This is a genomic window from Tsukamurella paurometabola (assembly GCF_900631615.1).
GTDB classification, from domain to species: domain Bacteria; phylum Actinomycetota; class Actinomycetes; order Mycobacteriales; family Mycobacteriaceae; genus Tsukamurella; species Tsukamurella paurometabola_A.
Window position 1 is genome coordinate 3,640,946 of sequence record NZ_LR131273.1, and the last position, 14,406, is coordinate 3,655,351.

Sequence of the window (14,406 nt, forward strand, 5' to 3'; positions counted from 1 at the left end):
AGAAATTCACTCGACGATGAATTCATCGTCGAGTGAATTGTGCGCCCGTCGGCTCGGGAGTGTCAAGTACGGCTCAGTCGCGCTGCTTGCGATCCCCGAGTCGGCGCATCGCGCTCAGCACGGGCAACCCCACGGAGGGGGCCAGGTCCGACGCGCGGGCGAGAACCCCGCGCCATCGCGGCACGACGCGGAAGATCTGGCGCGACTCCAGGAGTCGCAATCCCTCCCGGGCCACGGCGTCCGCGTCGAGCGGCGCGGGGCCGGCGAAGAGAAGGGCGGCACCGGGGTCCTTCTGCCGGTCCGCCACCATCGCGGTGCTCACCACGTCGGGGCACAGTGCTCGCGCGCGGATCGGCAACCCGGCGTGGTCGAGATCCCCCTGGAGCGACGTCGTGTAGGAGAGGACGGCCGCCTTGGTCGCCGCGTAGAGCGCGAGGCCGGGAACCGGTGCCAGCGCCGAGATCGACGCGACGTTGAGGATGGCGCCGCCGGTCTCGCCCATCGCGCTGACCGCCGCCGTCGACCCGCCGACCGGCCCGCGGAGGTTGATGTCGAGGATCGCCGCGACCTCGTCGTCGGCATGGGTCCATGCGTCCCCGGCGAGGAGGATCCCGGCGTTGTTCACCCACACCGCGAGGCGTCCCATGTCCTGGGCGCGGTCCGCGATCCGGCGGTGCGATGCCAGGTCACGCACGTCCTGGTCGACGCCGACGGCGTCCCGCCCGACCTGCGCCGCCGCGGCGCGGGCGGCGTCGCCGTCGATGTCGGTGAGGAGGACGCGATGGCCCTGGTCGGCGAGACGGTGGGCGAATCGCAGGCCGATGCCGCGGCCCGCTCCGGTCACTACTGCGATCGATGTCATACCCGGAGAACCTAGCCACCCGGCATCGGCCGGGCCCGGGCATCGGCGCCGGCCGAGGTTGGAACGTGTTCCCGTTTCGGGTCGTGCCGCGGAGAACGTCGGATAACATTCCGGAGTATGACCGCAGAACGCACCGTCCGGGAGCTCATCGACGAGCCGCGCCACTCCGAGCCCACCGAACTCGCTGCGCTGTTCGCGCAGCTCGAGCCCGTCTCGATCGAGTTCCTCCTCGGCGATTGGCGCGGCGGGGAGCTGCCGTCGGGTCACCCGATGGACGGTGCCCTCGGCAAGGCGCGGTGGTACGGGAAGAGTTTCGTCTCGGCGAACGACGTCCAGCCGCTGGTGTGCCTGGACGAGCAGGGCCGGAAGTTCTCGAACGTCGCGCTCGGCAAGGGCGAGGCCACACTGCGGCTCATCGATTTCGGTGGGACCGTGACCGCGTCGATGGTCTACGACGGACAGCCGGTGATCGATCACTTCGCGAAGGTCGACGAGGACACCGTGATGGGCGTGATGACCGGGAAGAAGCTGGCCGAACCGTACTTCTACTTCTACCTCGAACGCGACGGTCGCCCGGCCGCGTCCGGCGGATGCTTGGCGGACCGGTGACCGCCACCGTCGCGCGGGTCATCGCCGCGCCGGGCGCGGCACCGTCGCCCCTCGAAGTGCAGGTGCCGGAGCCCGTCGGCAACCAGGTCCTGGTGCGGATCCACGCGGTGGGCGTCTGCCACACCGACCTGACGCTCGCCGCGCAGTGGCCCGAACAGGGACTGCCCGTCATTCTCGGTCACGAGGGCGCCGGCGTCGTCGAGGCGCTCGGCCCGGACGCGCAGGGCCTCGCGGTGGGCGACCGAGTGTCGCTCACCTTCGACAGCTGCGGCGCCTGCGAGTTCTGCGCGGTGGGTACGCCCGGCTACTGCGAGCAGTCCATCACCCGCAACTACCTCGGTCTGCCCGGCATCCGATCGGGGGAGACGGCCGTGACCGGCGGCTTCTTCGGCCAGTCGAGCTTCGCGGGCCTCGCGCTCGCGACCGACCGCAACACCGTGCGCATCGGCGACCTACCCTTCGAGCTCGCCGCCCCACTCGGGTGCAGTGTTCAGACCGGGGTCGGCACCGTGACCCGCGCGCTGCAGGTCCGGCCCGGGCAGTCCGTGGTGGTGTTCGGTACCGGCGCCGTCGGCCTCGCCGCGATCATGGGCGCGAAACTCGCGGGCGCCACCACCATCGTCGCGGTCGACCCGCGGGAGGATCGGCGCGCGCTCGCTCTCGAACTGGGCGCCACGCACGCCGTCGAGGCGGGGCCGCAGGCGGCACAGCAGACCATCGAGGCGACCGACGGCGGCGCGCACGCCGCCGTCGACACCACGGCCCGGGCCGACGTGCTCGGCCAGGCCGTCCTCGCACTCCGCCCGCGCGGCACCCTCGCAGTGGTCGGTCTCGGGGCACCGTCGGCAGAGTTGCCCGTCATGCTCATCATGGCGCGCGGGCTGCGGGTGATCGGCGTGATCGAAGGGGACAGCGAACCGTCGGAGTTCCTTCCCGACCTCGCCGCCGCCGCGGCGGAGGGACGCCTGCCCGTCGACCGGCTCGTCACCGTCTTCACCGACTTCGACGAGGCCTGGGCCGCGGCCCGCGAGGGCACCGCGGTCAAGCCGGTGTGGCTCCCGGCTGGGTAGCATGGCGCCATGCCCATCGACGCGACGCTGCTGAAGATCCTCGCCTGCCCGCAGGACAAGGGGCCGCTGCTGTACGTGCCGGACGAGCTCTTCTACAACCCGCGGCTGCGCCGCGCCTACCCGATCGAGGACGGCCTGCCCGTGCTCCTCATCGGGGAGGCGCGCGATGTGGACGAGGCCGAGCACGAGTCGATCCTGGCCCGCGCCGAGCAGTGATCCGCCTCGGGTGACCGCGACCGCGCGGGACCGGCTCGCGGCCCATCCGCTCAAGGCCGCCCGGTTGGTCCTCGGCTCCGTCCTCGTCGTCGGCGAGGTGCGCGCCCGCATCGTCGAGGTCGAGGCGTACGGCTCGCCGGAGTCCGGCCCCTGGCCCGACCCGGCCGCGCACACCTATCCGGGGCCGACGCCGCGCAACGACGTGATGTTCGGACCGGCGGGCCACCTCTACGTGTACCTCTCCTACGGCATCCACCAGTGCGTCAACATCACCGCGGGACCCGACGGTGTCGGTGCTGGGGTGCTGCTCCGCGCCGCCTCGATCGAATCCGGACTCGATGTGGTTCGCGAACGTCGCGCCGTGCGCGATCCGGACGCCCGGCTCGCCGCCGGGCCGGGCCGGCTCGGTCAGTCCCTCGGGATCACTGTGGCCGACAAGGGGATCGACGTGCTCGACCCCGGCGCGCACGTCGCGCTCGAGATCGCAACCCGACGGGGCCCCGTCGCCGCCGGGCCCCGGATCGGGATCAGCAAGGCCGTCGACCTGCCGTGGCGGCTCTGGCTGGAGGGACATCCCTCCGTGAGCCGGTGACGCGCCCAGCGGAATCCAACCGCGCACCAAGAGGGACCGGGTGCACTACCGCGCGTGACCGACATCGACCAGCTCGCCCGTGACCGTGGCCTCAACGCCCTGAACGCGCGGGCGTTCGCGCACCCCGACGAGGAGACGGCGGCCCGCGCACTGATGTCGGTGCCCCTCCCGGTGACGACCATCGGCCTGTTCGAGGCGGGCTGGGCGCTGGTGCCGATCCTGCAGGCACGATCGGGCACGGCCCTGGCGACGGCCGCCGAGGCCAGGCTGACCACGATCCTCGGTCTGCTCGACCTGCGGCGGCTCGAGCCCTCGGCGGCGCGGGCCCGGGCCGAACTCGAGGGGCACCGCCGCACCGCGCATCGCGCGCAGATCCCCTTGGAGCTCGCCGCGGCCTGCGTGATCGGGCTGGCGCTCACCGCGGCCGGCACCGTCGTGGTGTGGCTGCTGTCGCTGCTCGGCACCGCCTTCGCGCTCGGCGCGGTCGTGGCGCTCGTGGTCCTGGTCGCAGCGGTGTTCGTCAGCCTGCGCGCGATGACGCGCACTGAGCTCGCGCTGGGAGCGGGCGTGGTCCACGCGCTGCGCATCGCGCCGTGGCTCGAGGACCTGCCGCCCACGTCCGCCGCCGCGGTGCAGTCGCTGTTCGACCTGCCGCACGGCCTCGGTGACCTCTTCTACGTCGGGGATCGCGACCTCATCGCACTGGACGACGGTGCCGGCGCCGCCGCGATCGTCGCCCGTGCCCGGTTCCTCGCCGACGTGGAACGCTCGGCACCGTCGACCTGCGACGACGTGCGGGACCTGCTGCGCGGCTACCTGCGGCCGGGGGCGCGGGGCGCCTTGGCCCTGCGCCGGCCGGTGCCGGATCCCGCGTGGCTCCGCGGCCCCTTCGACGGGTGGGAGCGCCTGTTCGACCGATTCGGCTCCATCGGCCCGATCTCCGCTCGGTGGACGGTGCGCGGGCGGGCGCTCGTCGGCGAGCTGTCGCGCGAGTACGACGACGAACCCGCTGCGGTGCTGGTCGCGGACCTGGCGGGGCTCGCGGAGGCGTCGGGGGCGGCCCGCCTCCTCGGCGCCGATGAGGCCGCGCGGGCCGTCGCCGGCGTGCTGGTGGATCAGTTGGTGCACGGGGAGCTGGTGATGTTCACGCGGGGCGGCGGCCCCGCGGACCGGGAACTGTTCGTCACCGCTCTGCAGGGCGGCGACCTCGGCGAGGCGGCGGTTCGTTCACAATGGACCGGTGAGCACTGACATTCTCGAGGAACTGTCCTGGCGCGGCCTGATCGCGCAGTCCACCGATCTCGACGCGCTGCGCGAGCGGCTCGCCGCGGGGCCGATCACGCTCTATGCCGGGTTCGACCCCACCGCGTCCTCGCTGCACGCCGGTCACCTCGTCCAGTTGCTCACGCTGCGGCGGTTCCAGGAGGCGGGGCACCGCCCGATCGTGCTGGGCGGCGGCGCGACGGGACAGGTGGGCGATCCGCGCGACGTCGGCGAGCGCGTCATGAACTCCGTGGACACCGTCGCGGAGTGGGCGGCGAAGATCGACACCCAACTGCAGCGCTTCGTCGCCTTCGACGGGGACAACGCGGCGATCCTCGTCAACAACCTCGACTGGCACGGGAAGATGAACGTCCCCACCTTCCTCCGGGACGTGGGCAAGCACTTCTCCATCAACGTGATGCTGGCGCGCGAGACGGTCAAGCGCCGCCTCGAATCGGACGGGATCAGCTACACCGAGTTCAGCTACATGCTGCTCCAGGCGTACGACTACGTGGAACTCGCGCGCCGTTACGACGCCGCACTGCAGATCGGCGGGTCGGACCAGTGGGGCAACATCGTCGCCGGGGTGGATCTGAACCGCAAGATCGACGGCCGGCACGTCCACGCCCTGACCACCCAACTGGTGACCTCGTCGGACGGGAAGAAGTTCGGCAAGTCCACGGGCGGCGGTTCCCTGTGGCTCGACCCGGAGCTGACCAGCCCCTACGCCTGGTACCAGTACTTCGTGAACACGGCGGACGCCGACGTGATCCGGTACCTGCGCTGGTTCACCTTCCTCGCGCAGGAGGAGATCGCGGAGTTGGAGCGCGAGACGGCGGAGGCCCCGCACAAGCGGGCGGCCCAGAAGCGGCTCGCCGCGGAGATGACCACGCTGGTGCACGGCGAGGAGCACACCCGGGCCGCGGAACTGGCCGCCCAGGCGCTGTTCGGACGCGGCGAACTGGCGGATCTCCCCGAGCGAACACTCGCGGCCGCGCTCGAGGAGGCATCGGTGGTCGCGGTGACGGCGGGGGAGCCGCGGACCATTGTGGATCTGCTGACCGCGTCCGGACTGTGCGAATCGAAGGGGGCTGCGCGCCGCGCCGTGAAGGAGGGCGGGGCGTACGCGAACAACGTCAAGGTCGAGTCCGAGGAGTGGGAGCCGACGGACTCGGACCTGCTCCACGGCCGCTGGTTGGTCCTCCGCCGCGGCAAGAAGACCTTCGCGGGCGTTCGATTCGTCTGAAAACACAGGTCACAGCCACAAAGGCCGCCCCGCCATCGTCCGCGGGGCGGCCTTTGTGCCGCAGCTCACACGAACGCGATTCGGCGGACGCGGGCGGGTGCCACCGCGCTGACCTGGGCAGATGAACGGCATGTTTCGCGTTGACCTGGGGATTTGTGCTTCCGTTCGTCGGTGCGTAACTTATTCGAAGTCAGCGCGACACCGACCAGGACGGGGCCGAAAAGCCCAGGTCAGACGGTAGAAACGCAGACGCTTTGACAACAGGGAGCCGAGCCCCGGTTTGACACCGAGATCGACTCCGACATAAGCTGGAACGGTTGCTCCGAGCAGCCAGCCACTACGAAGAGACTTCCTCTCGAGCGTGTCACACGGTCGAGATAGTTGACACGTGCGGTTGAGCGGTTCGAGGCAGTTCCGAGAGCGGCCCGCGAGAGCGAGTTGCACACGGAAATCCGCTCTGCTAAGCTTGAACGGTTGCTTCGAGCGGGTCGCCTTGACAGGCGAGGCGCGAGAATGTAACCTGGAACGGTTGCCTGCGAAGGTTTCCACTCCGCCGTTAAGGTCCCGTCGTACGGGATCGTGGTGAAGTGAGCCGCGTTTGGCGTGTTCTTTGAGAACTCAACAGTGTGTCGATGAAATTGTCAGTGCCAAAATTTTTGGCACGCATGGACAATCATTATTTGGTTGTTTGTGTTGTGGCTTTTCTCGTTTATTTCTTTGCGAGATGTATTTCTGGAATCATTGATTTTTGTCAGTGGTTTCGTTTTGTTCAGGATTTCCTGGATTATGCTGAAACTTTGTGTTTCTAGTGTTTTTTATGGAGAGTTTGATCCTGGCTCAGGACGAACGCTGGCGGCGTGCTTAACACATGCAAGTCGAACGGTAAGGCCCTTTCGGGGGTACACGAGTGGCGAACGGGTGAGTAACACGTGGGTGACCTGCCCTGTACTTCGGGATAAGCCTGGGAAACTGGGTCTAATACCGGATATGACCTTCTCCTGCATGGGGGTTGGTGGAAAGCTTTTGCGGTACAGGATGGGCCCGCGGCCTATCAGCTTGTTGGTGGGGTAATGGCCTACCAAGGCGACGACGGGTAGCCGGCCTGAGAGGGCGACCGGCCACACTGGGACTGAGACACGGCCCAGACTCCTACGGGAGGCAGCAGTGGGGAATATTGCACAATGGGCGCAAGCCTGATGCAGCGACGCCGCGTGAGGGATGACGGCCTTCGGGTTGTAAACCTCTTTCAGTAGGGACGAAGCGCAAGTGACGGTACCTACAGAAGAAGCACCGGCCAACTACGTGCCAGCAGCCGCGGTAATACGTAGGGTGCGAGCGTTGTCCGGATTTACTGGGCGTAAAGAGCTCGTAGGCGGTTTGTCGCGTCGTCTGTGAAAACCCGAGGCTTAACCTCGGGCCTGCAGGCGATACGGGCAGACTTGAGTACTGTAGGGGAGACTGGAATTCCTGGTGTAGCGGTGGAATGCGCAGATATCAGGAGGAACACCGGTGGCGAAGGCGGGTCTCTGGGCAGTAACTGACGCTGAGGAGCGAAAGCGTGGGTAGCGAACAGGATTAGATACCCTGGTAGTCCACGCCGTAAACGGTGGGTACTAGGTGTGGGTTTCCTTCCACGGGATCCGTGCCGTAGCTAACGCATTAAGTACCCCGCCTGGGGAGTACGGCCGCAAGGCTAAAACTCAAAGGAATTGACGGGGGCCCGCACAAGCGGCGGAGCATGTGGATTAATTCGATGCAACGCGAAGAACCTTACCTGGGTTTGACATATAGAGGATCGCCGCAGAGATGTGGTTTGCCTTGTGCCTTCTATACAGGTGGTGCATGGCTGTCGTCAGCTCGTGTCGTGAGATGTTGGGTTAAGTCCCGCAACGAGCGCAACCCTTGTCTCATGTTGCCAGCACGTTATGGTGGGGACTCGTGAGAGACTGCCGGGGTCAACTCGGAGGAAGGTGGGGATGACGTCAAGTCATCATGCCCCTTATGTCCAGGGCTTCACACATGCTACAATGGCGCGTACAGAGGGCTGCGATACCGTGAGGTGGAGCGAATCCCTTAAAGCGCGTCTCAGTTCGGATTGGGGTCTGCAACTCGACCCCATGAAGTCGGAGTCGCTAGTAATCGCAGATCAGCAACGCTGCGGTGAATACGTTCCCGGGCCTTGTACACACCGCCCGTCACGTCATGAAAGTCGGTAACACCCGAAGCCGGTGGCCTAACCCCTTGTGGGAGGGAGCTGTCGAAGGTGGGATTGGCGATTGGGACGAAGTCGTAACAAGGTAGCCGTACCGGAAGGTGCGGCTGGATCACCTCCTTTCTAAGGAGCATGTAGTACCGTTGATCGGCTCGAATGTGGCTGATGCGGTTGCTCATATTATTGGGTGGAACACTGACACGGTAATTGTTATTGCCTGCTGGGCCGGCCTTCGGGTTGGTTGGTGGGGTTTCGTCGGCACACTGTTGGGTGTCTGAGAGGACACGTCTTCTCTGTTTGCTGCTGGATGTCTGCGCCGGCGTACTGGTTCCTTTGGGGCCGGGCTGGTGGCGGTGTGGTGGTGTGTGTTGTTTGAGAATTGTATAGTGGACGCGAGCATCAACCATGATGCCGGATCGTTTGTGTCTGGTTGTCGTGGTTTTTGTTTCTGTAATTTTACATGTTTCTGTGTAAGCATTTTGTTGTGTTTTTTTGGCGCTTGATGTCATGAAGGGCGCACCGGAATTTGTGATGGCTTGATGTTGTCTCGGGTTTGGTGTGTGTTTTGTGTGTTGTAAGTGTCTAAGGGCGCACGGTGGATGCCTTGGCGCAAGGAGCCGATGAAGGACGTGGGAGGCTGCGATATGCCTCGGGGAGCTGTCAACCGAGCTGTGATCCGAGGATTTCCGAATGGGGAAACCCAGCACCAGTCATGTGGTGTTACCCGCCGTTGAATATATAGACGGTGTGGAGGGAACGAGGGGAAGTGAAACATCTCAGTACCCTCAGGAAGAGAAAACAATAGTGATTCCGTGAGTAGTGGCGAGCGAAAGCGGATGAGGCTAAACCATGCACATGTGATACCGGGTAGGGGTTGTGTGTGTGGTGTTGTGGGGTTCATCTTTCCAGTTCTACCTGGCTGGACAGCAGTAAGAAAGCATCGTGTTAGGTGAAGTGGCCTGGAATGGTCTGCCGGAGAGGGTGAGAGTCCTGTAACCGAAAACGTGGTGCCTGTTGTGATGGATTCCCGAGTAGCAGCGAGCCCGTGGAATTTGCTGTGAATCTGCCGGGACCACCCGGTAAGCCTGAATACTACCTTGCGACCGATAGCGGACAAGTACCGTGAGGGAAAGGTGAAAAGTACCCCGGGAGGGGAGTGAAATAGTACCTGAAACCGTGTGCTTACAATCCGTCAGAGCCCTCGTTGTGGGGTGATGGCGTGCCTTTTGAAGAATGAGCCTGCGAGTCAGTGCTCGGTGGCGAGGTTAACCCGATGGGGGTAGCCGTAGCGAAAGCGAGTCCGAATAGGGCGTGTGAGTCGCCGGGTCTGGACCCGAAGCGGAGTGATCTACCCATGGCCAGGGTGAAGCAGCAGTAAGATGTTGTGGAGGCCCGAACCCACTTAGGTTGAAAACTGAGGGGATGAGCTGTGGGTAGGGGTGAAAGGCCAATCAAACTCCGTGATAGCTGGTTCTCCCCGAAATGCATTTAGGTGCAGCGTCACGTGTTTCTTGCCGGAGGTAGAGCTACTGGATGGCCGATGGGCCCTCACAGGTTACTGACGTCAGCCAAACTCCGAATGCCGGTAAGTGAGAGCGTGGCAGTGAGACTGCGGGGGATAAGCTTCGTAGTCGAGAGGGAAACAGCCCAGATCGCCGGCTAAGGCCCCTAAGCGTGTACTAAGTGGAAAAGGATGTCCGGTCGCGAAGACAACCAGGAGGTTGGCTTAGAAGCAGCCACCCTTGAAAGAGTGCGTAATAGCTCACTGGTCTAGTGGCTGGGCGCCGACAATGTAGCGGGGCTCAAGTACACCGCCGAAGCCGCGGCACTCACGGTTTTGACTGTGGGTGGGTAGGGGAGCGTCGTGCAGCCGTAGAAGCAGCAGGGTGACCTAGTTGTGGAGGCTGCGCGAGTGAGAATGCAGGCATGAGTAGCGAATGACAAGTGAGAAACTTGTCCTCCGGATGACCAAGGGTTCCTGGGCTAGGTTAATCCTCCCAGGGTGAGTCGGGACCTAAGGCGAGGCCGACAGGCGTAGTCGATGGACAACGGGTTGATATTCCCGTACCCGTGTCAGATCGCCCCTGATGAATCAGTTGTACTAACCGTCCTGAAGCCGCGAGATCACCTTCGGGTGACGAGCTGGTGGATGCACGGGACCTCGGCTGGTAGTAGTCAAGCGATGGGGTGACGCAGGAAGGTAGTGGGGCCAGTCAGTGGTTGTACTGGTGTAAGCCTGTAGGGCGAGATCTAGGCAAATCCGGATCTCATGCAGCCTGAGAGGTGATGCGTAGCCGTTGCGGTGAATTCCATGATCCTATGCTGCCGAGAAAAGCCTCTAGCGAGATCTGATGTGGCCCGTACCCCAAACCAACACAGGTGGTCAGGTAGAGAATACCAAGGAGATCGAGAGAACTGTGGTTAAGGAACTCGGCAAAATGCCCCCGTAACTTCGGGAGAAGGGGGACCTCGCATGGTGACCGGACTTGCTCCGTGAGCTGTGTGGGGTCGCAGAGACCAGAGAGAAGCGACTGTTTACTAAAAACACAGGTCCATGCGAAGTCGTAAGACGATGTATATGGACTGACGCCTGCCCGGTGCTGGAAGGTTAAGAGGACCGGTTAGCCGTAAGGCGAAGCTGAGAATTTAAGCCCCAGTAAACGGCGGTGGTAACTATAACCATCCTAAGGTAGCGAAATTCCTTGTCGGGTAAGTTCCGACCTGCACGAATGGCGTAACGACTTCTCTGCTGTCTCAACCACAGACTCGGCGAAATTGCAGTACGAGTAAAGATGCTCGTTACGCGCGGCAGGACGAAAAGACCCCGGGACCTTCACTATAGCTTGGTATTGGTGTTCGGTTCGGTTTGTGTAGGATAGGTGGGAGACTGTGAAGCGGGCACGCCAGTGTTCGTGGAGTCGTTGTTGAAATACCACTCTGATCGTATTGGATACCTCAACCTCGGACCATGATCTGGTTCAGGGACAGTGCCTGGTGGGTAGTTTAACTGGGGCGGTTGCCTCCCAAAATGTAACGGAGGCGCCCAAAGGTTCCCTCAGCCTGGTTGGCAATCAGGTGTTGAGTGCAAGTGCACAAGGGAGCTTGACTGTGAGACTGACAGGTCGAGCAGGGACGAAAGTCGGGACTAGTGATCCGGCACCGGCAAGTGGAAGCGGTGTCGCTCAACGGATAAAAGGTACCCCGGGGATAACAGGCTGATCTTCCCCAAGAGTCCATATCGACGGGATGGTTTGGCACCTCGATGTCGGCTCGTCGCATCCTGGGGCTGGAGTAGGTCCCAAGGGTTGGGCTGTTCGCCCATTAAAGCGGCACGCGAGCTGGGTTTAGAACGTCGTGAGACAGTTCGGTCTCTATCCGCCGCGCGCGTTAGAAACTTGAGGAAGGCTGTCCCTAGTACGAGAGGACCGGGACGGACGAACCTCTGGTGTGCCAGTTGTTCCACCAGGAGCACGGCTGGTTGGCTACGTTCGGAAGGGATAACCGCTGAAAGCATCTAAGCGGGAAGCCTGTTCCAAGATTAGGTTTCTCACCACCTTGAGTGGGTAAGACCCCCTACAGACTATGGGGTTGATAGGCCAGAACTGGAAGCGCAGTAATGCGTGTAGGTGACTGGTACTAATCGGTCGAGGGCTTACCACACACATAACATTCGCCAAAACGAGCACAAGCTCACAGGTGAAAGCGTGTAACAACAACAGAAATCAGAACAGTGTTCTGGTTCGCGTCCACTATGCAATGTCTGAGACAGCACACGAGTGTTGTTTCGCAGTGTTACGGCGGCCATAGCGGAGGGGAAACGCCCGGCTCCATTCCGAACCCGGAAGCTAAGCCCTCCAGCGCCGATGGTACTGCACTCGCGAGGGTGTGGGAGAGTAGGACACCGCCGGACTAAAATTAGATACAGGATGAAGGCCCTTGGGGATCGTGTCGAACACTTTCGTGTTCCACTCCTCAGGGGCCTTCGCCATGTCCAAGTACAGTAAGAACGTGTGTCGCCGCGGGGGCGACGGGAAGTGGGTGCAACGTGGCGGCTGAGTCGAACGGCGAGCGGCGGCAGCGCGCGGGGTTCACCAACCCGGCGGACCGAGCCGAGCGCGGCACCGGCGGAGATTCGTCACGTGGCGCGACGCGCGGCAACGACCGTGGTCGCGGCGAGGACCGGCGGGGCGGTGGCGATCGTGCCGACGGCCGGCGGGGCGGTGGCGATCGTGCCGACGGTCGGCGCGGCGGCTTCCAGAGCCGCGGAGGCGAGCGACGATCCGAGGGCGCCCGGAGTGAGCGGCGCGACACCGGCGGCCACCGCGGCGGTGACCGTCGCGACTTCCGCGGCGAGCGCGGCGACAACCGGGGCGGCGACGCACGCGGTGGGGACCGTCGCGAGTACCGCGGTGGTGAGTCCCGCGGCGGCGACCGGCGCGAGTACGGGGGCCGCCCGTCGGGTGATCGACGGTCCTCCGCTCCCGGTGATCGCCGGGACTTCGGCGGCAGGCCGTCCGGTGACCGCCGGTCCGGCGGAGGCACGGCGGACCGGCGAGGCGGGGCGCCGGGTGGGGACCGTCGCGGTGGCGACCGACGCGGGGGTAACTCCTTCAGCCGCAACGGCTCCGGCTCACGGCCGGGGCACGGGAGCCGGAGCGGTTTCCAGCGCGAGGATCAGCGCTCGGAACGGCCGCGGACCCGGGCCGGCGAACCGTCGATCCCGAACGACGTCGATCCGAAGGAACTGGATCCGGCGATCCGGCGCGACCTGCTCAGCCTCGACAAGAACAACGCCGAACTCGTCTCCTCCCATCTGGTGATGGCGGGACGGCTCCTCGACACGGACCCGGCGGCCGCGCTCGCCCATGCGCGGGCCGCGCGGGAGCGTGCCGGCCGCATCGCCGCGGTCCGTGAGGCCTGCGGCATCGCGGCGTACATGAACGGCGAGTGGTCCGAAGCGCTGAGCGAGCTGCGCGCTGCGAAGCGGATGGGCGGCACCGTCAACCTGCTCCCGATGATCGCGGACAGCGAGCGCGGTCTCGGCCGGCCCGAGAAGGCCATCGAGACGGCCCGCGGCGACGAGGCGGCCCAGCTCACCGGCGATGATCGCACGGAGCTGCGGATGGTCGAGGCCGGCGCTCGGATGGACCTGGGCGAGTACGACAAGGCCGTCGTCACTCTCCAGGCGGAGGACCTCGATCCCTCGCGCCGCGGCTTCCACGCGGCCCGCCTGTTCTACGTCTACGCCGAGGCATTGCTCGGCGCCGAGCGACGCGACGACGCGCTCACCTGGTTCCTGAACGCGGCCGCCGCGGACGAGGACGAGTTCACGGACGCGGAGGAGCGCGTCGCAGAGCTCTCCGCGGACAACGCGGAATGAGCACTGCGCTCGCGGCCGCCTACGATCGGTTGCTCGTCGACCTGGACGGCACCGTGTACGCGGGCGCCGTCGCGATCCCCGGCGCGGCCGACGCACTCGACGGCCTGCCCGTCACCTACGTGACCAACAACGCGAGCCGGGGGCCGGGCGAGGTCGCGCAGCACCTGCGCGACCTCGGCTTCGAGGCCCCGGACGCGTCCGTCGTCACCAGTGCCCAGGCCGGTGCCGGCCTGCTGTCGTCCCTCGTCCCCACCGGCACCCCGGTGCTCGTCGTCGGTGCCCCGGCACTGCGCGCCGAGGTCGAAGCGCGCGGACTGACGCTCGTGGAGTCGGCGGAGGACGCCCGCGCCGTGATTCAGGGGCACAGCCCGGACACCGGGTGGGCGCGCCTGTCCGAGGCGGCGCTCGCGATCCGTGCGGGCGCGGAGTGGGTGGCGACGAACACGGACGCCACGCTCCCCACCGAGCGGGGGCTGCTCGTCGGCAACGGTTCGATGGTGGCGGCCGTGCGCAACGCCACCGGGCGTGAGCCGCAGGTCGCGGGCAAGCCGTACACGCCGATCTTCGTCGACGCGATGCGGGCCTCGGGCGCCCATACGGCGCTCGTAGTGGGAGATCGTCTCGACACCGATATCGAGGGCGGCAACGCCTTCGGCGCCGACACCTACCTCGTACTCACCGGCGTCAACGACGTGCAGGACGTCGTCAGCGCGCCGGACCGGCACCAGCCGACGTTCGTCGCGGACACCCTCGCGGGCCTCCGCGTGCCCCGTGGGGCGACGCTGCCGGGGCCGCGGGACGGGTGGACCGCCACCGTCGACGGCGACGCCCTGACCGTGACCGGGGACCCGGGTGCGGACCCCGCCGACGCGAAGTACGCCGCGATCGCCGCCGCCCGGGACGTCCCCGAGGAGCGTCGCTCGGGCCTGCGCCTGACCATCCGATAGCGTGGACGT

The 14,406-nt window shown here is 65.4% G+C and carries 9 protein-coding genes and 3 rRNA genes; 11 read left to right on the forward strand and 1 reads right to left on the reverse strand.

Going from position 1 to position 14,406, the window contains the following annotated elements; genetic code table 11:
• Positions 1–73: 73 nt before the first annotated feature.
• The gene (locus tag ELY19_RS18215; RefSeq protein ID WP_126197485.1) at positions 74–862 is read right to left on the reverse strand and encodes an SDR family NAD(P)-dependent oxidoreductase; all 789 of its coding nucleotides are present in this window, start codon (positions 860–862) and stop codon (positions 74–76) included.
• Positions 863–979: 117 nt separating this feature from the next.
• Between ELY19_RS18215 and ELY19_RS18220 the strand changes: the two genes are divergently transcribed.
• The 11 genes from ELY19_RS18220 to ELY19_RS23655 all read left to right on the forward strand — a co-directional run bounded on the left by ELY19_RS18220 (position 980) and on the right by ELY19_RS23655 (position 14,397).
• On the forward strand, positions 980–1,471 hold the full coding sequence (locus ELY19_RS18220) for a DUF4334 domain-containing protein (RefSeq protein ID WP_126197486.1): 492 nt from the start codon (positions 980–982) through the stop codon (positions 1,469–1,471).
• Complete coding sequence (locus tag ELY19_RS18225) at positions 1,468–2,541, forward strand: NAD(P)-dependent alcohol dehydrogenase (RefSeq protein WP_126197487.1); 1,074 nt, start codon at positions 1,468–1,470, stop codon at positions 2,539–2,541. The genes ELY19_RS18220 and ELY19_RS18225 overlap by 4 nt, the downstream gene beginning before the upstream one ends.
• A 9-nt stretch (positions 2,542–2,550) precedes the next feature.
• Entirely contained in the window at positions 2,551–2,757 is a 207-nt protein-coding gene (locus ELY19_RS18230; RefSeq protein ID WP_126197488.1) for a Trm112 family protein, read from the forward strand.
• A gap of 10 nt (positions 2,758–2,767) precedes the next feature.
• Complete coding sequence (locus ELY19_RS18235) at positions 2,768–3,349, forward strand: DNA-3-methyladenine glycosylase (RefSeq protein WP_227966942.1); 582 nt, start codon at positions 2,768–2,770, stop codon at positions 3,347–3,349.
• 54 nt (positions 3,350–3,403) lie between these two features.
• Positions 3,404–4,600, forward strand: a complete 1,197-nt coding sequence (locus tag ELY19_RS18240; RefSeq protein WP_126197490.1) for a hypothetical protein — start codon at positions 3,404–3,406, stop codon at positions 4,598–4,600.
• Positions 4,590–5,858 (forward strand): tyrosine--tRNA ligase, encoded by a 1,269-nt coding sequence (gene tyrS, locus ELY19_RS18245; RefSeq protein ID WP_126197491.1) that lies wholly within the window; start codon positions 4,590–4,592, stop codon positions 5,856–5,858. Before ELY19_RS18240 ends, tyrS begins: the two co-directional genes overlap by 11 nt.
• Before the next feature lie 814 nt (positions 5,859–6,672).
• Positions 6,673–8,193, forward strand: a 16S ribosomal RNA gene (locus ELY19_RS18250).
• Positions 8,194–8,642: 449 nt separating this feature from the next.
• A 23S ribosomal RNA gene (locus ELY19_RS18255) occupies positions 8,643–11,730 on the forward strand.
• 133 nt (positions 11,731–11,863) lie between these two features.
• Positions 11,864–11,980: ribosomal RNA gene (gene rrf, locus ELY19_RS18260) — 5S ribosomal RNA — on the forward strand.
• The 16S, 23S and 5S rRNA genes sit together here, the layout of an rRNA operon.
• A 135-nt stretch (positions 11,981–12,115) precedes the next feature.
• Entirely contained in the window at positions 12,116–13,450 is a 1,335-nt protein-coding gene (locus ELY19_RS23650) for a tetratricopeptide repeat protein (RefSeq protein WP_197715924.1), read from the forward strand.
• Positions 13,447–14,397: an HAD-IIA family hydrolase gene (locus ELY19_RS23655; RefSeq protein ID WP_197715925.1), complete on the forward strand. Its 951-nt coding sequence runs from the start codon at positions 13,447–13,449 to the stop codon at positions 14,395–14,397. The genes ELY19_RS23650 and ELY19_RS23655 overlap by 4 nt, the downstream gene beginning before the upstream one ends.
• The last annotated feature ends 9 nt before the right edge of the window (positions 14,398–14,406 follow it).

Coding starts and splice junctions, on each gene's coding strand:
- ELY19_RS18220 (WP_126197486.1), top strand. CDS start 980: ATGACCGCAGAACGCACCGTCCGGGAGCTCATCGACGAGCCGCGCCAC.
- ELY19_RS23655 (WP_197715925.1), top strand. CDS start 13,447: ATGAGCACTGCGCTCGCGGCCGCCTACGATCGGTTGCTCGTCGACCTG.
- ELY19_RS18215 (WP_126197485.1), bottom strand. CDS start 862: ATGACATCGATCGCAGTAGTGACCGGAGCGGGCCGCGGCATCGGCCTG.
- ELY19_RS18230 (WP_126197488.1), top strand. CDS start 2,551: ATGCCCATCGACGCGACGCTGCTGAAGATCCTCGCCTGCCCGCAGGAC.